21 protein-coding genes are annotated in these 22,172 nt (G+C 65.0%); 15 read left to right on the top strand and 6 right to left on the bottom strand.

The annotated features are described in order from the left end of the window. The first annotated feature begins 87 nt into the window (after positions 1 to 87). The 3 genes from QY049_RS11585 (at position 88) to QY049_RS11575 (ending at position 2,523) form a co-directional block, all read left to right on the top strand. The gene (locus QY049_RS11585) at positions 88 to 699 is read left to right on the top strand and encodes an NAD(P)-dependent oxidoreductase (protein WP_194481800.1); all 612 of its coding nucleotides are present in this window, start codon (positions 88 to 90) and stop codon (positions 697 to 699) included. Between the two features lie 216 nt (positions 700 to 915). After that, positions 916 to 1,281, top strand: coding sequence for an RNA polymerase-binding protein DksA (dksA, locus tag QY049_RS11580; RefSeq protein ID WP_008554760.1), 366 nt, complete (start codon positions 916 to 918; stop codon positions 1,279 to 1,281). 462 nt (positions 1,282 to 1,743) lie between these two features. Beyond that, positions 1,744 to 2,523, top strand: coding sequence for a 2-keto-4-pentenoate hydratase (locus QY049_RS11575; protein ID WP_301269353.1), 780 nt, complete (start codon positions 1,744 to 1,746; stop codon positions 2,521 to 2,523). Between the two features lie 165 nt (positions 2,524 to 2,688). Here QY049_RS11575 and flgH read toward each other — a convergent pair whose 3' ends face one another. From flgH to flgF, 4 genes are read right to left on the bottom strand one after another with little or no spacing between them, the layout of a single operon-like run. Then, complete coding sequence (flgH, locus tag QY049_RS11570) at positions 2,689 to 3,450, bottom strand: flagellar basal body L-ring protein FlgH (RefSeq protein WP_194481802.1); 762 nt, start codon at positions 3,448 to 3,450, stop codon at positions 2,689 to 2,691. A 9-nt stretch (positions 3,451 to 3,459) separates the two neighbouring features. Beyond that, a complete protein-coding gene (gene flgA, locus QY049_RS11565) occupies positions 3,460 to 4,593 on the bottom strand; it encodes a flagellar basal body P-ring formation chaperone FlgA (RefSeq protein WP_301269358.1) in 1,134 nt (377 codons plus the stop codon). 10 nt (positions 4,594 to 4,603) lie between these two features. Then, positions 4,604 to 5,392, bottom strand: coding sequence for a flagellar basal-body rod protein FlgG (gene flgG, locus QY049_RS11560; RefSeq protein ID WP_194481803.1), 789 nt, complete (start codon positions 5,390 to 5,392; stop codon positions 4,604 to 4,606). Positions 5,393 to 5,408: 16 nt separating this feature from the next. Then, entirely contained in the window at positions 5,409 to 6,170 is a 762-nt protein-coding gene (flgF, locus tag QY049_RS11555) for a flagellar basal-body rod protein FlgF (RefSeq protein ID WP_194481804.1), read from the bottom strand. A gap of 386 nt (positions 6,171 to 6,556) precedes the next feature. On the opposite strand from flgF, the gene fliL reads away from it, so the two are divergent. The 5 genes from fliL to QY049_RS11530 all read left to right on the top strand — a co-directional run bounded on the left by fliL (position 6,557) and on the right by QY049_RS11530 (position 13,378). Further along, positions 6,557 to 7,054 carry a flagellar basal body-associated protein FliL gene (gene fliL, locus QY049_RS11550; protein WP_301269352.1) on the top strand — a complete coding sequence of 166 codons (498 nt, stop codon included), beginning with the start codon at positions 6,557 to 6,559 and terminating at the stop codon, positions 7,052 to 7,054. A gap of 30 nt (positions 7,055 to 7,084) precedes the next feature. Then, positions 7,085 to 8,287, top strand: a complete 1,203-nt coding sequence (gene fliM, locus QY049_RS11545; RefSeq protein ID WP_301269351.1) for a flagellar motor switch protein FliM — start codon at positions 7,085 to 7,087, stop codon at positions 8,285 to 8,287. Next, positions 8,284 to 8,730 (top strand): DUF6468 domain-containing protein, encoded by a 447-nt coding sequence (locus QY049_RS11540; protein WP_194481807.1) that lies wholly within the window; start codon positions 8,284 to 8,286, stop codon positions 8,728 to 8,730. The genes fliM and QY049_RS11540 overlap by 4 nt, the downstream gene beginning before the upstream one ends. A gap of 9 nt (positions 8,731 to 8,739) precedes the next feature. Next, a complete protein-coding gene (locus tag QY049_RS11535; protein WP_194481808.1) occupies positions 8,740 to 9,501 on the top strand; it encodes a MotE family protein in 762 nt (253 codons plus the stop codon). 103 nt (positions 9,502 to 9,604) lie between these two features. After that, positions 9,605 to 13,378, top strand: a complete 3,774-nt coding sequence (locus tag QY049_RS11530; RefSeq protein ID WP_301269350.1) for a lipopolysaccharide assembly protein LapB — start codon at positions 9,605 to 9,607, stop codon at positions 13,376 to 13,378. A gap of 196 nt (positions 13,379 to 13,574) precedes the next feature. Here QY049_RS11530 and fliP read toward each other — a convergent pair whose 3' ends face one another. Continuing rightward, entirely contained in the window at positions 13,575 to 14,330 is a 756-nt protein-coding gene (gene fliP / locus QY049_RS11525) for a flagellar type III secretion system pore protein FliP (RefSeq protein ID WP_194481810.1), read from the bottom strand. Then, positions 14,327 to 15,307 (bottom strand): flagellar biosynthetic protein FliO, encoded by a 981-nt coding sequence (locus QY049_RS11520; protein WP_301269349.1) that lies wholly within the window; start codon positions 15,305 to 15,307, stop codon positions 14,327 to 14,329. The genes fliP and QY049_RS11520 overlap by 4 nt, the downstream gene beginning before the upstream one ends. Positions 15,308 to 15,668: 361 nt before the next feature. Between QY049_RS11520 and flgB the strand changes: the two genes are divergently transcribed. The 7 genes from flgB to cckA all read left to right on the top strand — a co-directional run bounded on the left by flgB (position 15,669) and on the right by cckA (position 22,056). Further along, positions 15,669 to 16,073 (top strand): flagellar basal body rod protein FlgB, encoded by a 405-nt coding sequence (gene flgB, locus QY049_RS11515; protein WP_301269348.1) that lies wholly within the window; start codon positions 15,669 to 15,671, stop codon positions 16,071 to 16,073. A gap of 18 nt (positions 16,074 to 16,091) precedes the next feature. Further along, positions 16,092 to 16,517 carry a flagellar basal body rod protein FlgC gene (flgC, locus tag QY049_RS11510; RefSeq protein ID WP_194481813.1) on the top strand — a complete coding sequence of 142 codons (426 nt, stop codon included), beginning with the start codon at positions 16,092 to 16,094 and terminating at the stop codon, positions 16,515 to 16,517. A 17-nt stretch (positions 16,518 to 16,534) separates the two neighbouring features. Further along, on the top strand, positions 16,535 to 16,843 hold the full coding sequence (fliE, locus tag QY049_RS11505; protein WP_194481814.1) for a flagellar hook-basal body complex protein FliE: 309 nt from the start codon (positions 16,535 to 16,537) through the stop codon (positions 16,841 to 16,843). Between the two features lie 167 nt (positions 16,844 to 17,010). Then, positions 17,011 to 17,274, top strand: coding sequence for a flagellar biosynthesis protein FliQ (fliQ, locus tag QY049_RS11500; RefSeq protein ID WP_194481815.1), 264 nt, complete (start codon positions 17,011 to 17,013; stop codon positions 17,272 to 17,274). A 17-nt stretch (positions 17,275 to 17,291) separates the two neighbouring features. Next, positions 17,292 to 18,062, top strand: a complete 771-nt coding sequence (gene fliR / locus QY049_RS11495) for a flagellar biosynthetic protein FliR (RefSeq protein ID WP_194481816.1) — start codon at positions 17,292 to 17,294, stop codon at positions 18,060 to 18,062. A 173-nt stretch (positions 18,063 to 18,235) separates the two neighbouring features. Then, complete coding sequence (gene flhB, locus QY049_RS11490) at positions 18,236 to 19,315, top strand: flagellar biosynthesis protein FlhB (RefSeq protein WP_194481817.1); 1,080 nt, start codon at positions 18,236 to 18,238, stop codon at positions 19,313 to 19,315. A gap of 155 nt (positions 19,316 to 19,470) precedes the next feature. Next, on the top strand, positions 19,471 to 22,056 hold the full coding sequence (gene cckA, locus QY049_RS11485) for a cell cycle histidine kinase CckA (protein WP_194481818.1): 2,586 nt from the start codon (positions 19,471 to 19,473) through the stop codon (positions 22,054 to 22,056). Positions 22,057 to 22,172: the final 116 nt, after the last annotated feature.

Genomic DNA, 22,172 nt, shown 5'->3' with positions numbered 1-22,172 from the left:
CAGGTAAGCACAAAGTGCTCTCTTAACACCAGCATTCTTTAAGATATCTAGTAACTATTGGTTACTATTGAAGCAAAGGAGCCTTCCATGAAAATCGCAGTCGCCGGCGCCTCGGGCCGGGCCGGGTCGGAGATCACCAAGGAACTGTCCCGCCGCGGCCACGCGGTCACCGCCATCGCCCGGAACCCCGAGAAGATCGCAGGCTTGCCCAACGTCACGCCGACCAAGGGAGATGTGCTCGATCAGGCCGGTCTGACGAAACTCTGGTCCGGGCACGACGTTGCAGTGAGTTCCGTGCATTTCCTGGCGAGTGACCCGCACAAGCTGATTGGCGCGGCCAAGGGCTCCGGGGTCGGGCGCTATCTGGTTGTCGGCGGCGCCGGCAGCCTCGAGGTCGCTCCCGGCGTCAAACTTGTCACAACTCCCGGCTTTCCGGCTCAATACAAGGCCGAGGCGGAAGCTGGCTCCACGTTCCTCGACCTGCTGCGGCAGGAAAAGGACCTGAACTGGACCTTCATCTCGCCCTCGGCGCTGTTCGTCGAGGAAGCGCGAACTGGTAAGTTCCGGCTCGGCACCGATCAGCTTCTCGCAGATGCGAATGGCAAGAGCTGGATCAGCTTCGCCGACTACGCCATCGCACTCGCCGACGAGATCGAGAAACCGGCCCACTCGAGGCAGCGTTTCACGGTCGGCTACTAGGCCTTTGGCCGCCCCCGGGCTCCTCCCGGATAAACCTTCCTGTGCAAGGGCTTGGGGGCGGTAACTGCGCCATTAAGGAAATATTGTCTGTTACAGGAGGCCACTATATAAGGCCCGGCTCAACGGACCCCGTTCCGTTCGCGAGTCGTTGCTTAAGAAGATAGGCCGCCCTTGGAAAAGTTGAAAAACTACCGACCGACCGAAAAAGAGCCTTTCATGAACGACCGGCAGAAGGAGTACTTCCGTTTGAAGCTCCTCGCCTGGAAGGATGAGATCCTCAAAGAGTCCAAGCTCACCCTGCAGGCTCTGCAGGAGGAGAACGTGAACCACCCCGATCTCGCCGATCGGGCATCGTCCGAAACCGACCGCGCCATCGAACTCCGCGCCCGCGACCGTCAGCGCAAGTTGATCGCCAAGATCGACGCTGCGCTCCAGCGGATCGAGGACAACACCTACGGGTATTGCGAGGACACCGGCGAGCCGATCTCGTTGAAGCGGCTTGAAGCCCGGCCCATCGCGACGCTCTCGGTGGAAGCGCAGGAGCGCCACGAGAAACGCGAGAAGGTCTATCGCGACGAATAGAGTCCGAGCCGCAGCGATGCGGCTCTTTGTTTTTGGACGCAAGGCGCCCTTTCGCGCCGCGATCGGCATTTTGCCCGTCGCTTGCCGCCGCGTTCTCGACGCGCGCGCGATCGCGAAAAATGAATCATGATCAATGACCTAGAGTCCGTTCCTGCGAGCTCACGTGAGTTCACATGAGAAACAGCCTTCACTTCAGGTGCGGGAGGTTTTGCGAGTCGCATCAACGAGATCGACTCGGATGCTGAGAGTCTGATCAAGCTGCATCAAGTATTGCTGCAATCAGGCTTCATGCGCCGCTGCAGGGCGCGCGTATCCATAAAGCCTGGACCAGCTCAATTTTTTCTTAAGCGTCGGCGGCTCCCCGTAATCGTCCCGGTCTGGGTGGCAGCGCTTGTCAGGCCCGGGCGGGGATGCTGAAGTGCCGCCCCTGATTGTGATCGCGTAGCGTGGGAGGCGGCGCCGATGGACAAAATTCTCGAAGCCGCAAAGGCGATCGCGCTGGCGCGCCGCAACCGTGCACCGCTCGCGGCGCTGGAACATCCGCCTGTTGACGAGGCCGAGGGCTATGAGGTCCAGCGCGCGCTGCACGATCTTCTGCTGAAGAATGTCGGCCCGCTGGTCGGCTACAAGATCGGCTGCACCAGCCAGGTGATGCAGGAGTATATCGGTATCCCGCACCCCTGCGCCGGCGGCGTGTTCCAGAAGGGCGTGCACGACAGCGGCGTCAAGCTCGCGGCGTCCGACTACGTCCGCGTGGGCGTCGAATGCGAGATCGCGGTGCGGCTGAAGCGCAATCTCGCCGCCGGCGAGGCGCCATTCACGGCCGAATGGGTCGGCGAGGCCGTCGAGGCCTATCATCCCGCCATCGAGATCGTCGACGACCGCTACGTGAAGTGGGAGACGATGGGCGCACCGACGCTGATCGCCGACGATTTCTTCGCCGCCGGCTGCGTGCTCGGCGAGGCGGTACCGCGCTCGTCGGTGCCGGACCTGAAGGCGGTGAAGGGCCGCGCCATCGTCAACGGCGAGGAAGTCAGCCACGGCACCGGCGCCGACGTGCTCGGCCATCCCCACAACGCACTCGCCTGGCTCGCCAACCATCTCGCCGCCGAAGGCAAGGGCCTGCACGCGGGACAGCTCGTGCTGACCGGCAGCCTGGTGAAGACGCTGTGGCTGAAAGCCGGCGACAAGGTGCGGATGGAACTGGACGGGCTGGGCGTGGTCGAGGCGGAGTTCAGCTGAACTCTCTCCGTCGTCATTGCGCGCGCAGCGAAGCAACGCAATGACGGAGGTGATACGGTCGCCAAAATACATGCGGCCCTCGCCAGGGGAGCTAGCGAGGGCCGCGTAGTACATCGTCGTTCGCGCCTAGGTTCGCGAGCACGATGTGGGAGCTCTTGAAGAGACTTAGAAGGGCAGCAGCACGTCCATGACTTGCTGGCCGTAGCGCGGCTGCTGCACGTCCGTGATCTGGCCGCGGCCGCCGTAGGCGATGCGGGCCTGTGCGATCTTGCTGGAATCGATGGTGTTGTCGCTCTGGATGTCTTCGGGGCGGACGATGCCGGCGACGATGAGTTCGCGGATCTCGTAATTGACGCGGATTTCCTGCTTGCCCTCGACCACGAGGTTGCCGTTCGGGAGCACCTGGGTCACGACGGCTGCGACGTTGGTCTGCAGGGCTTCCGTGCGGTTGACCGAACCCTTGCCGTCGCTGGATGCGGATGAATCGGCGGTGAGAATGCGGCCGGGCAGGATCTTGTTGGCCTGGGTAATGGTCTTCGCGCCGATGAAATCGGTGATGCCGGAATCTTCCGAGTTGGTGCGGCTGCGCTGGGTCTCGTTGGACAGGTTGGCCTTGTCGGTGATGTTCACGGTCACGGTCAGGAGGTCGCCGACATGGGTGGCGCGCTGGTCCTTGAAGAACGCGCGACTGCCGTTCCGCCACAGCGAGTTCGGGCTGTAGGAGGCGACTTCCGGCTTCGGCATCGGCATCTGCACCGGCTTGTAGCCGGGCTGCGTCGTCGGATTGTCGATCGCCGACAGTTTTGGTTGCTCGCCGATCTGCGACAGGCGGTCGATCGAAGAACAGCCGCCCAGCGCGCTGGCTGCGAGCAGCAGGGCGGAGATCGCGATGCGACGAAGACGGTGAGCCGAACTGAAAGCGGACATGACTAACTCTTACTTGGCTTGAGCTTGCGAGGCGCGAGCTTGCGGGATCTGGGCTTCTGCGACCTGGGCCGGCGACGCGGGGGGCTGGACCAGGTTCCGAAGCAGGGATGCGGTGTCGACGGGGGCGGGGGCTTCGTCGCGCTTCAGCGAGGAGGTCTGCTCGACCGCGGCCGGCATCGGCGCTGACTGGCTGGCGCCCTCAACCGTCACCTGGCCGCGGCCGGTGACGATACCGGTCAGCGTCCGCTTGGTCTGCAGATTGAGAACGCTCACGGTGTCGCCCTCGGCGCCGTTGTCGATCGCCTTGCCGCGGGTGGTGAGGTAGATTCCGGGGACCTGGTAGATGACGGTGACGCTCTGGTCGCGCGACACGAGTTCGGGCTTGGCAATGTCGGCGACGCGGATCGGCGTGCCCGCGCGCATCGGCCGGCGCAGCTGCATGCCGACTGCGCGCTCGCGCAGCGCGGGCTCGCCGGCCACTTCCGCCTTCGGCCGACGCTCCTGCGCGACGTCGGAGGCTTTCAGCATCTCGCTGCGGTCGATGTCGCGGGTCAGAACAGCGACCTCGACGGTCTCGATCGCGGTGCCGGTCAGGCGCAGCTTGGTCGGCGCGGTGGTGCTGTCGTTGGCGATCTCGAAAGTGACATCGAAGCGGCCGCCGCGCGCATCGTAGCGGGTCGCGACCGGCTGGAGCGCGCCGGTGTTGGAGGCGTCCAGCCGCATGTCGGAGATGCCGCGGTCGAAGGTGACGGTGATGTTGGCGGCATCGCCCAGGCCAAAGCGTCGCTCGAGCGCGGAGGCGACCGCGTCTTCGAGTTCCTTGTTGGCGAGCGTGCGGGCGAGGCGGGTGACCTGGACTTCCTTGATGTCGCCGGTCATCACGCCGATCACCTGCTTGGCGCGGAGCACGTTCAGGACCTGGGCGACCGGCAGCGCGCCGGTGGTGCCGAGATCGGGCGAGCGATAGACCGGGATCTGCGCGGCCGCCCCGGCATTGTCGATGAGGTCGCCGACGCGCACCACGTCGGAGGTGACGTTGACGCTGGCGCGCAGCGTCGGCGTGGCGATGCCGTCGTCGGCGGCCTGTGCTGGCAGCGCCAGCACGAGCAGGGTGGAGAGGGTGAGAAGCGCGGTGCGGATCATCATCATCACCTCAGCGGAACAGCGCCGTGGTCGATTGCATCATCTGGTCGGCGGCGCTGATCACCTTGGCGTTCATCTCGTAGGCTCGCTGGGCTGCGATCAGGTCGCTCATCTCCGAGACGACGTCGACATTGGCCTGTTCGAGGCTGCCTTGCGTGATCTTGCCGTAGCCTTCGGAGTTCGCGGTGCCGTCCTGCGGCGAGCCTGACGATGTCGTCTCGGTGAACTGGTTGCTGCCGACCGGCTGCAGGCCCGCCTTGTTGATGAAGCGGGTTATGCCGATCTGGCCGAGAACGGTGTTGCTCGACGAGCCCGGCAGCGTCACGGTCACCTGGCCCTGCTCGTTGACGGTGATGCCCGAGGCGTTGTTCGGGATCGTGATGGTCGGCTGCACAGGGTTGCCGCCTGCGGTGACGACGCGGCCCTGATTGTCCATCTGGAAGGTGCCGTCGCGGGTGTACTGGTAGGTGCCGTCGGGCATCAGGATCTTGAAGAAGCCTTCGCCCGAGATGGCGAGGTCGAGATCGTTGCCGGTCTGCGACAGCGTGCCCTGGGTCATGCTGCGCGGAGTGCCGACGGTCTTGACGCCGCCGCCGATGTCGACGCCGACGGGCAGGATGGTGCCCTGGTCCGAGGCTTGGGCGCCGACGCGGCGGATGTGCTCGTAGATCAGGTCCTGGAACGCCGCGGTCTGCTTCTTGAAGCCGGTGGTGCGCAGGTTGGCGATGTTGTTGGAGATCACCTGAACGTTGAGTTCCTGTGCCGCCATTCCGGTCGCTGCGGTGTGAAGCGCCTGCATCTCAGTTCTCCCTCAATCAGGCCGGCACGTCGGCGAGCTTTTCGATCGCCGATTTGTGGAGGTCGCTCTGCTGCTGGAGCAGGTTGGCGATCGCGGTGTAGCTGCGCATCACCTCGACCATGCGGCTCATCTCGCCGACCGAATTCACGTTCGACTTCTCGATGTAACCCTGCTGGAGGGTGGACTTGGCGTCGACCTGCTGGTTGGCGTTGCCTGCCGCGTAGAGGTTGGCGCCGAGCTTGGTCAGCTTGGCCGGATCGTCGAAGCTCACCATGCGGATCTTGCCGCGGATCGAGTCGGTCTTGGCCGTGCCCTCCAGCACCGTCACGGTGCCGTCGGGGGCGACGTTGATGTCGTGGTCGGTCGGCTGGAACACGATCGGACCGCCGGTGCCGAGCACCAGATTGCCGTCGGAGGTGATGAGCTGGCCGGTGCTGCTGAGCGCGAACTTGCCGTCGCGGGTGTAACGCTCGGCGCCGTTGGCCTGCACGGCGAAAAACGCGTTGCCGCTGATCGCCATGTCCAGAGGGTTGTTGGTCGCCTCCATCGGCCCCTGGCCGACGTCGCGGTAGGTGCCGCGGTCCTGCACATAGGAGACCCGGCGGTCTGAGCCGATGAAATTGTCCTCATGCGCGTTCGAGTTCAGATACTCCTCGAACAGCGAATGGTCGGCCTTGAAGCCGTTGGTGTTGGCGTTGGCGACGTTGTTGGCGATGACATCCATCTGCCGCTCCAACGTCATCTGCCGTGACAATCCGATCAGAAGCGCATTCTGCATCGGTCAATCTCCCCTCAAGTGAGCCCGGCCATTTCGCTCTCCCAAGCGCCTTGGCCGATCCCGTGAAAGAGGCCGTCGGGTTCTCCCAAACCGTTCGGTCTCGGCCCTCTCTTAGCGAAAGCCGTGCCAACTCGGAAAGACGTGCAATTACAGCCGGTTGTCTATTTTTCGGCGGCGCGCGTGGGGGGCAGAAAGGTTCTGTTAGCCATGTTTGCCCGGCAGATTTTTCCTAGCTGAGGCCCAATCGAAAGGTTCCGTTAACCATTATTACCGTAGCGTTTGCGCTTAAGAGGAGCGCATTGCGCTGGGGCATTTGTATCGCGTCACCGTCTGCCACGAGGCTTCGCTCTTTCGACCCTTTTTGAGATGAGCGAGCCCGGACGATCATGGCAGATGAAGCGGAAGGCGGCGCAGCCGCCGAAGGCGCGGAAGCCGCTGCCCCCAAAAGCAAGTTCAAGCTGATCCTGATCGTCGTCGGCGTGCTGGTCGTACTCGGCGGCGGCGCCGCGTCCTGGTTCCTGTTCTTCCGCCATGGCGACGGCGAGCATCACGCCGAGGCTGCGCCTCCGCCGAAGCCGCCGGCCTTCGTCGACGTACCCGACATGATGGTCAACCTCGCCGGCGCGCCCGGCGAGCGCGTGCAATATCTCAAGCTCAAGATCGTGCTCGAGCTGAAGGAAGAGAAGCAGATCGAGGCGATCAAGCCCTCGATGCCGCGCGTCACCGACATCTTCCAGACCTATGTGCGCGAGCTCCGCTCCTCCGACCTCAACGGGTCTGCCGGCATCTTCCGCCTCAGGGAAGAGCTGACCAAGCGCGTCAACGCTGCGGTCGCGCCGATCCAGGTCAGCGCGGTGCTGTTCAAGGAAGTCGTGCTCCAGTGAGGATGCTGCGGAAGGGTACGGGCTAGCGCCATGGCCGGCAACGAGCAGATGGACCAGGATGCGATTGCCGCCCAATGGGAGGCGTCGCTCGATTCCGAGGATCCCGCGGAGGCCGCGAAGGCTGCTGCCGAAAACGAACTCTCGGAGACCATGGCCCTGCAATGGGCGGCCATGGTCGAGGACGGCAGCCGCGATCTCGGCAACGGCAAGAACTCCGGCGAGCGGGTGCTGTCGCAGGAGGAGATCGACAATCTCCTCGGCTTCACCGTCGGCGACGTCACGCTCGACGACCACAGCGGCATTCGCGCGATCATCGACTCGGCGATGGTCTCCTACGAGCGTCTGCCGATGCTCGAAATCGTCTTCGACCGCCTGGTGCGGCTGTTGACGACCTCCTTGCGCAATTTCACCTCCGACAACGTCGAAGTCTCGCTCGACCGCATCACGTCGGTGCGTTTCGGCGACTACATGAACTCGATCCCGCTGCCTGCCGTGCTCTCGGTCTTCAAGGCCGAGGAGTGGGAAAACTTCGGCATGGCGACGGTCGATTCCAGCCTGATCTACTCGATGATCGACGTGCTGCTCGGCGGCCGCCGCGGCTCGAGCCAGCTGCGCATCGAGGGCCGGCCCTACACCACGATCGAGACCGAGCTGGTCAAGCGCCTGGTCGAGGTGGTGCTGGCCGACGCCGAGCAGGCGTTCCGGCCGCTGTCGCCAGTGACTTTCACGATCGACCGGCTCGAGACCAACCCGCGCTTCGCCGCGATCAGCCGTCCCGCCAACGCTGCCATCCTGGTGCGCCTGCGCATCGACATGGAAGATCGCGGCGGCAACATCGAGCTGCTGCTTCCTTACGCGACCATCGAACCGATCAGGCCCGTCCTGCTCCAGATGTTCATGGGCGAGAAGTTCGGCCGTGATCCGATCTGGGAAGGCCATTTCGCCACCGAGATCGTGCAGGCCGAGATTTCCGTCGATGCGGTGCTCTACGAGGCCGATATTCCGCTCAAGCAACTGATGCGGCTGAAGGTCGGCGACACGCTGCCGCTGGACATGCGCGCCGACGCCAACGTCTCCGTGCGCTGCGGCGACGTCATCATCACTGAGGGACGCATGGGCCGGGTCGGGGAGCGCGTTGCGATCCGCGTGACGAAACCCTTGCGCAAGCCAAGTACGACACTTGCGATGTTCGAGAAGGTGGACGAACAGAACAAGCTGATGGAGGCCCCATGAACCACTCCCTGGGAATGGCGATCGAGACGCTGGTGGCTATCCTGCTGATGCTCACGATCGGCTACTGCATGCTGCTCAACAAGCGGCTGACGCGGCTGAAGGCGGACGAGCATTCGCTGAAGGCCGTGATCGGCGAGTTGATCACTGCGACCGAGATCGCCGAGCGCGCGATCGGCGGGCTCAAGCTCGCGGTGCGCGACGTCAACGAGAATCTCGGCAACCAGCTCGCGGCTGCGACGCAGATGTCCGACCAACTCTACAAGCAGCTCGGCGAAGCCGACAACGTGGTGCGCCGGCTCTCCAAGATCGCGATCGCTGCGCGTCCGGTGACGAATCCGGAAACGGCCGCCGCGCCCGCCTCAAAGCCGTCGTCGGCGAAGGCGGTGGCCGCCGCCGCCGAAGCCTTCTCCGAGCGCCGGCGGTCCAACGGTCTCGCCGCATAAAGTCAGGGTATGAAGTCCTTTCGTAACATCCGCGTCATTCCGGTCGTCCTGGTTGCGGTCGCGGGTCTCGCCACGCTGAAGGTGGCGGGGCTCGTGATCAATGGCGGCTACGTCTTCGACTACCAGCCGAACAGTGTGAAGAAGTCCTGGGCGCAGGAGAATCTGAACTTCCCGACCGGGCGGGAGGATCCTGACATCACCGGCTCGACGCATGGCGAGCCGAAGGAAGCGCCCAAGCCGGCCGCGCCCGAAAGCAAGCCCGAGGGCACGCCGGTCAAGCTGGACGAGTCCCAGCCGCAGATTTCGGACTCGGAGCGTGCGATCCTGGAGCGGCTGCAGTCGCGCCGCCAGGAGATCGAGGCCCGCCAGCGCGAGATCGACATCCGCGAGAGCCTGCTGAAGTCGGCGGAGAAGCGTATCGAAGGCAAGGTCGAGGAGATGAAGGCGGTGGAATCCCGCATCACCGCGACCCAGGCCGAGCAGAAGGCCGCGGAGGCCCAGCGCCTGAAAGGCCTCGTGACCATGTACGAGGGCATGAAGCCCAAGGACGCTGCGCGGGTGTTCGACCGGCTGGAAATGAGCGTGTTGATCGAGATCGCCTCGGCGATCGCCCCTCGAAAGATGTCCGACATACTGGGCCTGATGTCGTCGGAGGCTGCCGAGCGGCTGACCGTCGAGATGGCGCGCCGTGCCAACGGGGGCGGGGATCAGTCCGCTTCCGCCGGGGACCTGCCGAAGATCGAAGGCAAGCCGACGCAAAAGCCGAATTGAGGGCTCATACTTAAGAAGTCCTTAATTGGCAAAACCTACATTCGAGGGCATGGGCCGGCACCAGTGCCGGCGTGGACTCGTCGAACCGGAAGAAATGCCGCCAATGGCGCAGAAGGCTGCCGCTGGATTTGTGTCGCGAGCCCGCGCCTTGGCGCTTGGGCTGTCGTGCCATGTCCGCAAGGCCGTCCTGCTGGGCGCCTGCGGGTTGATCGGCCTGAGCTCGGTTGCCCACGCGGCCGATCCTGTCAGGGGCGAGGCGACTTTCTCGGCTGGCGGCGGCTTTGCCCGCCTCGTGATCAAGCTCGGCGAAGACGTCCCCTCCGAGGTGACGACGGCCGGCTCCATCCTCATCATCCGCTTCGACCGCCCCGTCGACGTTCCCGTCGATCGCGTACCGGAGGGAGCGCCCGACTACGTCAACTCTGCCCGCCGCGATCCCGACGGCGTCGCGATCCGGTTGTCGCTGGCGCGGCGCGTCACCGTCAACACCATGAATGCCGGCGAGCGCACCTACATCGACCTGCTGCCGGAAGGCTGGAAGGGGCCGCCGCCCAGCCTGCCGATGGACGTGGTGAAGGAACTCGCCGAACGCGCCCGTGTCGCCGAGCGCGCGCTTCGCGCCCAGCGCGCCGCGGCCGAGACCAAGAAGCGTCCGCCGATCCGCGTACGCGCCTCGATCCAGCCGACCTTCGTGCGCTTCGTGTTCGAGATGCCCGACGGCGTCGGTGTCTCCTCCGTGCTGAACGAGCAGAAGCTGACGCTCGCCTTCAACGCCAATCTCAATTTCGACCTTGCCGACGCCGTCGTCGCAGCGCCTCCGAACGTGGCTTCGATCAAGCAGAAGGCCGACGTCGACCAGACCAGTGTCGAGATCGCGCTGATCGGCGATTCCGACGTGCACTCCTTCCGCGACGACAAGAACTACGTCGTCGACATCGCCTTCCAGCCCGACAAGGGCAAGACTGCCGCGACGCCCAAAGCCGCGATCGCGAAGGCGGAGGCCGGCGGTCACGGACCGGCCCGCGCTGCGGAGAAGCCGGCGGCCGCGAAGCCGAAGGACTCCCATAGTGAGATCGCGCCGCCGACCTCGGAGGCAATCGCACGCGAAGCCAAGATCGAGGTCAAGCCCGAAGCGAAGTCGGAAGCGAAGCCCGAGGCGGCTGCCGCGATGCCGCTCGCCGAGGGGGCGAAGCCGGCGGTTGTAGCGCCCGTTGCCGAAGCCCCGCACGCCGAAGCGCCCAAGGAAGCAGCCAAGGAAGCCGCGATGCCCGCGGTGCCCGCGAAGGAAGCGGTCACGCCCGTCAAGTCGGCGGAGCCCGTCGTTGCCGAAGCACCCAAAGCGGAAGCCGTCAAGGAAGCTCCGAAAGAGGCCGTGCAGGCTGAAGCCAAGCCTGCCAAGCCCGCACCGGCCGAGGCGCAGGCCGCGCCGTCGCCTGCCGCCAGCGTCGATGCGCAGCGCGACAGCGACGGGCTGCGCGTGACGTTCCCGCTTTCTGTTGCAACCCCGGCCGCCGCATTTCGCCGCGGCGACACGGTGTGGCTGGTGTTCGACTCGCAAAAGCCTCTTGACGTCGAGGCGATCCGCACCCGAGGCGGCGCGATGATCGGCGAGGTCAGCCGCATGCCGCTCGACAAGGGGCAGGCGGTCCGCATCCGCCTCACCCGTCCGCTGGTCTATTCGCTGACCAGCGAGGAGGTCGGCAAGGAGACCAACTGGCTGCTCACGCTCGCCGACAAGATTCAGGCGACGCCGCTGCCGCTGATGATGTCGCGCAACATCACCGATCCCGCGCTCGCCAACATCGCGATCCCCTTCGCCAATCCGGGCCTGCTGCACAAGTTCACCGATCCCGATGCCGGCGACATGCTCTACGTCGTCACCGCGCAGCGGCCGGTTCGCGGCTTCATCAAGCGGCAGGATCTCGTCGATCTGTCGCTGCTGGAATCCGCCCATGGCATCGCGATCCGGCCGAACTCCGACGAGGTCGGCGTCGAGGTCGGATCAGACAAGGTCATTCTCGGCAAGAAGGGCGGCCTGACGCTGTCGCCGGTCGACGTCTCGGCCGAGCGCGCACCGACCGCGGTGCGGCCGGTCTTCAATCCCGAAGGCTGGCGCAAGGGTCAGTCGGAAGATTTCTGGACGCGCCAGAGCGATCTGATCACGGCGATCTCGGCCGTCGAGCCGGCGCAGCGCTCGCTGCCGCGGCTCGACCTCGCCCAGTTCTACATGTCGCGCGCGATGTACTACGAAGCCAAGTCCGTGACCGACGTGATGCTGAGCGATCCCCTCAACAAGGAGGAGAGCAGTGCGCTGATCATCCACGCGATCGCGAGCATCCTGATCGGGCGGCCGGCGCAGGGCCTGAAGGATCTCGCCAATCCCGTGATCGGCAACAGCCACGATTCCCAGCTCTGGAAGGCGCTGGCCTATGCGCGCCAGGGCAAATGGGCGGACGCCCGCGAGAAGTTCAAGAACGTCGAATTCGCCATCGCTTCGCTGCCGCTCGACATCCAGCGCATCGTGACGATGGACGCGATGCGCGCCTCGCTCGAGGTCAAGGACTATGCCGGTGCCTCCAAGCGCCGCGGTGAGATCGAGGTGGTCGGCGTGCCGCCGGAGGCCGCGCCCGGCTTTGCCGTGCTGCGCGGCCGGCTCGCCGAAGCGCTCGGTCACGACAAGGACGCCCTCGACGACTACAAATTCGCCGTCGGCTCGAACGACCGGCCGGCAGCCGCCGAAGCCAAGCAGCTCGAGGTCGCGCTACGGCAGAAGCGCGACGAGATCAGCAAGGAAGACGCACTGAAGGAGCTCGAGACGCTGTCGATGACCTGGCGCGGCGACGCGATCGAGGTCAAGACGCTTCAGATGCTGTCGCAGCTCTATGCCGAGAGCGGGCGGTACCGCGACGCGCTCACCGCGGCGCGCACTGCGACCAGGCTCCAGCCCAATGCGGAAGCCTCGCGCCAGGCGCAGGATCTGGCGTCGGATCTGTTCACGCAGATTTTCCTGGGACCCAAGGGCGACGAGCTGCCGCCGGTCGAGGCGCTCGGGATGTTCTACGAGTTCCGCGAACTGACGCCGATCGGCCGGCGCGGCGACGAACTGATCCGCCGCCTGGCCGATCGTCTCGCCTCGGTCGACCTGCTCGACCAGGCCGCCGAGCTCCTGCAATACCAGGTCGACCATCGCCTCGAAGGCGCGGCGAGGGCGCAGGTCGCCGCGCGCCTTGCCATGATCTATCTCGCCAACCGCAAGCCGGACATGGCGATCACGGCGCTGCGCGCGAGCCGCATCAGCGATCTCTCCGGCGAATTGCGCCAGCAGCGCCTGCTGCTCGAAGCGCGCGCGCAGAGCGATGTCGGCCGCCATGACCTCGCGCTCGACATCGTCTCCAACGTCTCGGGGCGCGAAGTGCTGCGGCTGCGGTCCGACATTTTCTGGGCGGCGCGGCGCTGGCGCGAGTCCGCCGAGCAGATCGAGCTCTACTACGGCGATCGCTTCCGCGATTTCAAGCCGCTCAACGCGGTCGAGAAGAGCGATATCATCCGTGCCGCCGTCGGCTATGCGCTCGCCGACGACTCGATCGGCCTGTCGCGCTTCCGGGAGAAATACGCGCCCCTGATGAGCGAGAGCGCCGATCGGCTCGCCTTCGACGTCGCCAGCAAGCCGGCTGCTGCCTCCAGCGCCGAATTTGCCGAAATCGCAAAGCTCGCCGCAAGCGTCGACACGCTCGACGGTTTCCTCCGCGAGATGAAGCAGCGTTTCCCCGACGCCACCGCGCGCGCACCGGCCTCGCCACAGGCCAGGGACGAGACCGAGCACACCGGCTCGCTGCCCACGATCCCCGTCGTGCGGCAGATCAAGATGACGCGGTAGCGAAAACAACCCCATGCACAGTAGACGGCAGCCATCGAATCAAAGGGGCAGCTGACGTTGCGATTGAATGCGGATTTTACGAAATAGGTTTGACTCGTCGGGCAAACCACTGGCATGATGTTATCATGCGCATCGCCCCTCCGTCGCCGGCGGATCCAGCCGCCAAACTCGGTCCGCGACGGCTCCGCATTCGACGCTACCCCCCGTAACTCTGCACCAGACTTCCCGCCACCAGCGACCAGCCGTCGACCAGCACGAAGAAGATCAGCTTGAACGGCAGCGAGATCGTCGCGGGCGGCAGCATCATCATGCCCATCGACATCAACACCGAGGCGACGACGAGGTCGATGATGAGGAAGGGGAGAAACAGCAAGAAGCCGATCTCGAAGGCGCGCTTGAGCTCGGAGATCATGAAAGCGGGGACGAGGATGCGCAGCTCAAGCGCGTCGGGCGTCGCCGGCGGCGGCTCGCCGGAGAGATCCAGAAACAGCTTCAGGTCCTTCTCGCGCACGTTCTTCTGCATGAATCCGCGCAAGGGGACGGAGGCGCGCTGAAGCGCGTCCTCGACGCTGATCTGGTTGGCGACGAGCGGACGGATGCCGTCGTCGTAGGACTTTTGCAGCACCGGCCCCATCACGAAGAAGGTGAGGAACATCGCCAGCGCCAGGATCACCGAGTTGGGCGGGGCGGTCGCCGTGCCCATCGCAGTGCGCAGCAGCGACAGCACGACCACGATGCGCGTGAACGACGTCATCATGATCAGGATGGACGGCGCGATCGACAGCACCGTGAGCAGCGCGATCAGCTGGATGGCGCGCTCAGTGACGCCACCGCCGCCCTGGCCGCCGAGATTGATGCTGATGTCCTGCGCATGCGCAGGCATCGCGAGCGACATCGCGGCGATCAGGACAGAGAAAAAGAATACTCTACGCGGGAAGGACGGCAGCCTCACGAAGACGGCTTCGGACGGCCGAGCAGGGAGGCCATCTCGTCTTCGAGATTTTCAAAGCTGGTCTTTTCCGCGGCCGGCTTGGCCGCCGGCGCCGGAGGGGGCGGCGGCTCGACGCGTGCGGCGCGCGGAGAAGCCGTGGGCGCCTCCGGCGCGACCGGCGGCGCGATGGTCTCGCCGGCCGGACGGCGCAGGGCCGCCTCGAGGCGCTGGGCCATCTCGGCGAGATTTTGCTCGGCGCTCGACGGCGCGGCAACCGCGGGGGCCGGCGGCGGCACCGGCGGAGCCTGCGGCACGGGCGGAGGAGGAGGCGGCGGCGCGACTGCGCGCTCGGCGCGCACCGACGGCATCTTCGGCGGCTCGCCCTGACGCGGCGGGCGCGGCATCAGTGGCGGCTCGCTGCGCGGAACGCGCGGCGGCATCGGCTCGGGACGGGGCTCACGCTCCAGACGCGGCGGCATCGGCTCGGGCGAGAAGCCGCCGAGCTGCGGTTCGCCGCGGCGCTCGGCCAGAGTGGGCGCCGGCCGGCGGAGCTCGTCGGCGAAAGAGGGACGGCTAGGCCGCGGCGGCGGCTCCGGCATCTGCGTTTCGGGATGGTCGAGCACTTCGGGGCGCGGCGCCTCATCGGCCCAGCTACCGGCATCGGGCATCGGGGCGAGGCGCGGCGGCTCGGCGGCGCTCGGACGCTGCGGAATCTGGTCGCGGCCAGCGGCGGCGCGCACGATGTTCGGTTCGACGACGATGTCGGTGGGACCGCCGATCATCAGGAGATGTTCGACGTTGTCACGGCGGACCAGCACCAGGCGCCGGCGGCCATCGACTGCGGCGGCGTCGATCACGGCGAGCCGGGGCATCCTGCCGCGCTGGGTGTTGGCGCCGAGCCGGGTGGTCGCGAATCGGCGGACCAGCCACGCCGCGACGCCGATCAACGCCAGAACGACGATGAACGCGACGATGAAGGTGATAGGGCTACCGTTCATACCTGTCCTCGGTAAATGGCGCTTCCGTCGTGCCCATGGTCAGAAGCCGACCACCAGCGTGCGATGCCCCAAAACTGCGATCTCTTAACGTCCCACGGCAAGTTTTGCCGTCCCCAACTCTTAATAACCCATGAATCGCCCGATCCAAAACGACTTCTTGGCCTGTCCCTGCATCGCCAAGCGGTTGGGTTAATGCAGCTTTTGGAACGCGTAGAATCACGGGGGGAGAATGGTATGTTTCAATCAGAAACATGCATCCGACGCGCCTTAACCGCTTGTTAACCATACACGCGGCAAATTCTGCCTAGCTTCGGACCCAAGTACGCACATGGGTCCGCAAGAGGCGGAAGGAGCCGCAACGATGTCCATCAACGATCTTCCGGTGCTGTCGGCGCTTCGAACCAAGATGCAGTGGCACCAGGAACGCCAGCGCGTCCTGTCCGAAAACGTCTCCAATTCCGATACCCCCAATTTCCGGCCGCGCGACCTGGTCGAACCGAAGTTCGACAAGAACGGCGCCACCACAGGCTCGATGGGCACCCTGGCCATGACGGTGACCAGCGCCTCGCACATGACGCCGTCGGGGGCGGCCTCCAGCTTCGACCAGAACAGGAATGCAGGTTTCGAGACGCGCCCCGCGGGCAATGCCGTCAATCTCGAAGAGGAGATGATGAAGTCCGCCAACAACCAGATGGATTATGCGGCGGTGACCTCGCTCTATTCGAAGAGCCTGCATCTTCTGAAGACCGCAATCGGCAAGGGCTAGAGCTAGAGGAGCCGGATCATGGCGAATGACAGCAGCGATTTTGCCCGCTCGATGGCGATCGCAACCTCGGGGTTGCGGGCGCAGGCCGGTCGGATGCGGGTGATCTCCGAAAACATCGCGAACGCGGATTCGACCTCGGCGACATCAGGCGGCGATCCCTATCGCCGCAAGGTGCCGACGTTCTCCTCGGCGCTCGACCGCACGCTCGACGCGCAGGTCGTCACGCTGGGCAAGATCAAGCCCGACCAGTCCGACTTTCGCATCAAATACGAGCCGAGCAATCCGGCGGCGGATGCCAACGGCAACGTGAAATATCCCAATGTGAATTCGGTGGTCGAGATGACCGACATGCGCGACGCGCAGCGGTCCTATGAGGCCAACGTCAACATCATCAGTGCGACGCGCCGGATGATCCAGCGCACGCTCGACATCCTCAAGGCCTGAACGGGAATTCTCAAGCCATGGCAACACCCTCAATCGCGGCCAATGCCTATGCCAACCTTGCGCGCGTGCTGGAAAATACCGGCGCAGGCAAGGGCAGCGAGCCGAACGGGCAGTCCTTTGCCTCGCTGCTGAAAGACGCCGTCGGCAGCGTCGTGGAATCCGGCCGCAAATCCGACGCGCAGACCGTGGCGATGGCCAACGGCAAGGCCAACGTGATGGACGTGGTGACGGCGGTCGCCGACACCGATGTCGCGGTGTCGACGCTGGTCTCGGTCCGCGACCGCGTGATCGCGGCGTACGAAGACATCATGAAGATGCCGATCTGATTTTCGGCGCGGGCGCTCGCCTCATCGTCATTGCGGGCGCAGCGAAGCAATCCAGGCTCTCTCCGCAGGCACCAGTCTGGATTGCTTCGCTGCGCTCGCAATGACGGGGAGGGGTCTTCGTTCCCCGTCGGCTTGGCGGGGATGTGACTTGAACAAGGAAAGTGCAAATGACCGGACCTGAAACCCTCGACGTCGCGCGCGATGCGATCTGGACCATCGTGATCGTGTCCTCACCGCTGATGGTGGTCGGGCTCGCGGTCGGCGTGATCGTGTCGCTGTTCCAGGCGCTGACGCAGATCCAGGAGCAGACGCTGGTCTACGTGCCGAAGATTCTCGCCATCTTTGCCACATTGCTACTGGCGCTACCGTTCATGGCCGATGCCCTCCACGCGCACATGCTGCGGATCTCGTCGCGAATCATCGGCGGCTGAGGCACTATGCGCCCACCATGCGCATCGACGTCTCGCTGCTGCCGGCGCTCGCCGCGGCCTTCATGCTCGCTTTCGCCCGGGTCGGCGCGATGGTGATGCTGCTGCCGGGGCTCGGCGAGACCAACATCCCGGCGCGGGTGAAACTGTCGATCGCGCTGCTGCTGACGCTGATCATCCTGCCGCTGCATCGCAACGCCTATCAGGTCGACATGGGCTCGCTCGCGCCGATGCTGGTCATGATGCTGCACGAGATCGTGATCGGCATCGTGCTCGGCGCGACCGCGCGCGTGACGCTGTCGGCGCTGCAGGTCGCGGGCGCCGTGATCGCGCAGCAGATGGGGCTCGGCTTCGTCACCTCGGTCGATCCGACCCAGGGGCAGCAGGGCGTGCTGGTCGGCAACTTCCTGACCATGCTGGGCGTGACCCTGCTGTTTGCCACCGACAGTCATCATCTGGTGATCGCGGCACTGAATGACAGCTATTCGATCTTCGCACCGGGCGAGACCGTATCGAGCGGCGACGTAGCGTCGCTGGCAACACGCGCCTTCTCCGCAGCGTTCCTGCTCGGCTTGCAGCTGTCGGGGCCTTTTCTGGTGTTCGGGCTCGTCTTCAATATCGGGCTCGGCGTGCTGGCGCGCCTGATGCCGCAGATGCAGGTCTATTTCGTCGGCGTGCCGCTATCGATCTTCGCTGGCTTCATGGTGCTGGCCGTGGTGCTCACGGCGATGATGGGCACCTATCTCGATTACTTCATCGGTGTCATGCACCAGATGCTGCCGCTCAAGTAGGTGAGCTGGTGCCGCCGATTTGAAGTTCCTACAGGGCAAGCCTCGCGTTCGACCAGGAACTTCAAATCGATCAGCGGCACTAGCCAAATTGAGAGTCTCGTAGCGCCCCTGTGCTTTCCGAAGTTCGTGCACGGGGGCCGCGAAAGTGACGAACTTCGGAAAGCGGGCGCTACGTGGCGGAAGACAACGATCCAGAGAGTCAAACAGAAGACCCGACGCAAAAACGCCTCGACCAGGCGCTCGAACGCGGCGACGTTGCCAAAAGCCAGGAGATCAACACCTGGTTCATGATCGCGGGCGGTACGCTCGTGATCTCGACTTTCTCAGGCTCGGTCGGCAGCGGGCTGCTGACGCCGATGCGCAATCTGCTGGCCAATTCCTGGATGATCAAGACCGATCCCGGGAACCTGCTCGCACTGATGCGGCAGATCGAGGTCGCGGTGCTCGCCGCAGTCGGCGTTCCGCTGTTGATGCTGGTGATCGCGGCCATTGCCGGCAACATGCTCCAGCACCGGCTGGTGTGGTCGGCCGAATCCCTCACGCCCAAATTCAGCAAGCTCTCGCCGGCAGCGGGCTTCAAGCGCATCTTCGGCAAGCAGGCGGGGGCCAACTTCCTGAAGGGTATCGGCAAGCTCGTCGTGCTCGGCGCGGTCATGACCACGATCCTGTGGCCGGAGCGGCACCGCATGGAGGCGATGGTCAAGCTCGATCCAATGGCCATGCTCGGTGCCACCACCGGCATGATCGTCCACCTGCTCGGCTCGGTGGTCGCAGCCCTCGCGATCATCGCCATCGGCGACTATTTCTTCCAGTACCGCAGCTGGTTCCAGCGGCAGAAGATGTCGCTCCAGGAGATCAAGGAAGAGTTCAAGCAGTCGGAAGGCGACCCGCACATCAAGGGCAAGCTCCGGCAATTGCGCCAGCAGCGCTCCAAGAAGCGCATGATGGCGGCGGTTCCCAAGGCCTCGGTGATCATCACCAACCCGACCCACTATTCGGTGGCGCTGTCCTACGAGCGCGGCATGTCGGCGCCGATCTGCGTCGCCAAGGGCGTCGACAACCTCGCTTTCAAGATCCGGGAAATCGCGCGCGAGCACGACATTCCGATCGTCGAGAACGTGCCGCTGGCCCGCGCGCTCTACGCCACCGTCGAGATCGACCAGGAAATCCCCATGGAGCACTACCATGCGGTTGCCGAGGTCATCGGCTACGTGATGCGGATGAAGCGCGGTTTTAGCGCCGCACGGCAATAAAACCCCCGAAAAGTACCGGAAATGGCTGTAAGCTGGGAATCAGCGTACGCTTTCGCCCCGCCGCCCTTGCGTCTGCGGGTCCGATTCAGGCAGGGAGGACCCCACGTGCCCCCGAAGCGCGTTGATTCTCTGCCGACAGGCCAAACCTGCGTGAAATGACCGCCGAGACCGACCACGACCTGTCACGCGAGCCCGTTGCGGCGCAAGAACCGTCGCCGCGCTCGGGCAGCATTGCGCTGGTGCTCCTTGTGGCCACCGGCCTTGTTGCTGTCGCCGTCGGGCTGATGACGCTCGGGCGCGCGCAGGCGCAGCCCTATATTCTCGGCATTCTCGCCGTGCTGGCGATGATCGGCTTGTTCAATCTGTTCGCCTTCGCCGCCGGTATCATCCGCTTCGTCGACCGCAATCTCGACGATCCCGTGATGGGGCGCATTGCCGATCACGCCTTCGACGGTCTCGCGGTGACCGATCCCCGTGGCCATGTGGTCTATTCCAACGCAGCCTATCTGACGCTGACCGGCGCCGCCGGCCCGCAGGACGTTCGCCCGGTGGAGCGTGTCTTCATCGGCAATCCGGACGTTTCCGAAGCGGTGTTCCGCCTGCTCAAGGCGGCGCGCGAGGGCAAGCGTCAGCAGGAAGAGGTGCGCATTTCCGGCCAGGACGGCAGCCAGGGACGCTGGCTGCGCATGCGCGTGCGTCCGCTCGGCACCGGAAAGCGCGAGGCCAAATATGCGGTGTGGTCGATCTCCGACATCACCCGCGATCGCGAGCGCCAGGAGGACGTGTTCCAGGAGCTCCAGCACGCGATCGAATACCTCGATCACGCGCCGTGCGGTTTCTTCTCGGTCAATCCCGCCGGCGAACTCGCTTACGTCAATGCGACGCTGGCGAACTGGCTCGATTACGATCTCGCCGAGATCGGCTCGGGCGGCTTGAGGCTTGCAGACATCGTCTCGGGCGACGGCACTTCGCTGCTGAGCTCGATCGTGGCCGTGCCGGGCGAAGTGAAGACGGAGGTCTTCGACATCGATCTGCGCATGCGCACCGGCAAGACCATGCCGGTCCGGCTCTATCACAAGCTCGCCTTCGGCGCCGACGGCGCACCGGGGCCGTCCCGCACGCTCGTCATCAGCCGCGCCCGCGACGAACGCAGCGATCCCGATCGCGCCGCCGAAGTGCGTTTCATGCGCTTCTTCGACCACACGCCGATGGCGATCGCCACCGTCGATCGGGGCGGCAACGTCGTGCGGGCGAACGCGCGCTATGCCAAGCTGGCGCAGGGGCTTGGGCTCGACAGCGCCTCCAAGTCGATCTTCCGCGCCATCAATGCCCGCGACCGTCATCTGGTGATCGCGGCGATCAACCAGGCCGCCGAGGGCCAGGCCGACATCGCTCCGGTCGAGGTTGCGCTGGAAGGCACCAAGGAGCGCTGGGGCCAGTTCTTCGTCACGCCCGTCGACGCGGCCGAGAATGACGCGGAAGCCGCCATCGTGCACATGCTCGAGACCACCGAGCGGCGCGCACTGGAGAACCAGATCAACCAGTCGCAGAAGATGGAGACGGTCGGTCAGCTCGCCGGCGGCATCGCTCACGACTTCAACAACGTGCTCTCCGCCATCATGATGGCGAACGACTTCCTGCTGAACGCGCACAAGCCGACAGATCCGTCGTTCCAGGACATCATGCAGATCAAGCAGAATGCGACGCGGGCTGCGACGCTGGTGCGGCAGTTGCTCGCCTTCTCGCGGCGGCAGACGCTGCGGCCGCAGGTGCTCGATCTCGGCGATGCGCTGTCGGATCTCACCATGCTGCTGCGACGCCTGATCGGCGAGAAGGTCAAGCTCGACCTGATCCACGGCCGCGACCTGTGGCCGGTCAAGGTCGACGTCTCCCAGTTCGAGCAGGTCATCGTCAATCTCGCGGTGAACGCGCGCGATGCCATGCCCGACGGCGGCAAGCTGATCATCCGCACGGCCAATGTCGCGACCGAAGAGGCGGGCAGGCTCGCTTACAAGGGCATGCCGGCCGCGGATTATGTGCGGATCGAAGTCGCCGACACCGGCACCGGCATCCCCGCCGACATCCGCGACAAGATCTTCGAGCCGTTCTTCTCGACCAAGGAAGTCGGCAAGGGCACCGGCCTTGGCCTCTCAACCGTCTACGGCATCGTCAAGCAGACCGGCGGTTTCATCTACGTCGACTCCGAACCGGGGCACGGCACCTCTTTCCACATCTTCCTGCCGCGCCATCACGCCGAGCCCGAGGTCCAGGTCGAGCAGCCTGCGGCTGCGAGCGTCGCGACGAACGGTGCTGCGAAGGAAGCCGTCCCCGCCGCGGTCGAGGCCAAGTCTCGCACCGATCTGACCGGACAGGGCACGATCCTGCTGGTCGAAGACGAGGAAGGCCTGCGTGCGCTCAACGCCCGCGGCCTGCGCTCGCGCGGCTATACCGTCGTCGAGGCCGAGAACGGCGTCGAGGCGATGGAGGTGCTGGAAGAGCAGAGCGGTGCGATCGATCTCGTCGTTTCCGACGTCGTGATGCCGGAGATGGACGGACCGACGCTGCTCAAGGCGATGCGGGAGAAGAACCCCGACATCCGCTTCATCTTCGTCTCCGGCTACGCCGAGGATGCGTTCGAGAAGAGCCTGCCCGAGGGGCAGCAGTTCGACTTCCTGCCAAAACCGTTCACGCTCAGCCAACTCGTGGCGGCGGTGAAGGAGACGATGACGAAGCAGGGGTGAGCGCGCGGCTGCGCCCGCGTTGACGAGGCGAAAACCCGTTCATCGTGAATCGACATTTCACCGGTAACAGGCGACCGTGGTTCCCGCTCCCATCCGGCCAAGTCCCCGGTAAATAT

It is taken from the genome of Bradyrhizobium sp. WYCCWR 13022, assembly GCF_030435535.1.
Taxonomy (GTDB): Bacteria; Pseudomonadota; Alphaproteobacteria; order Rhizobiales; family Xanthobacteraceae; genus Bradyrhizobium.
This window is presented reverse-complemented; position numbering and strand designations above follow the sequence as displayed.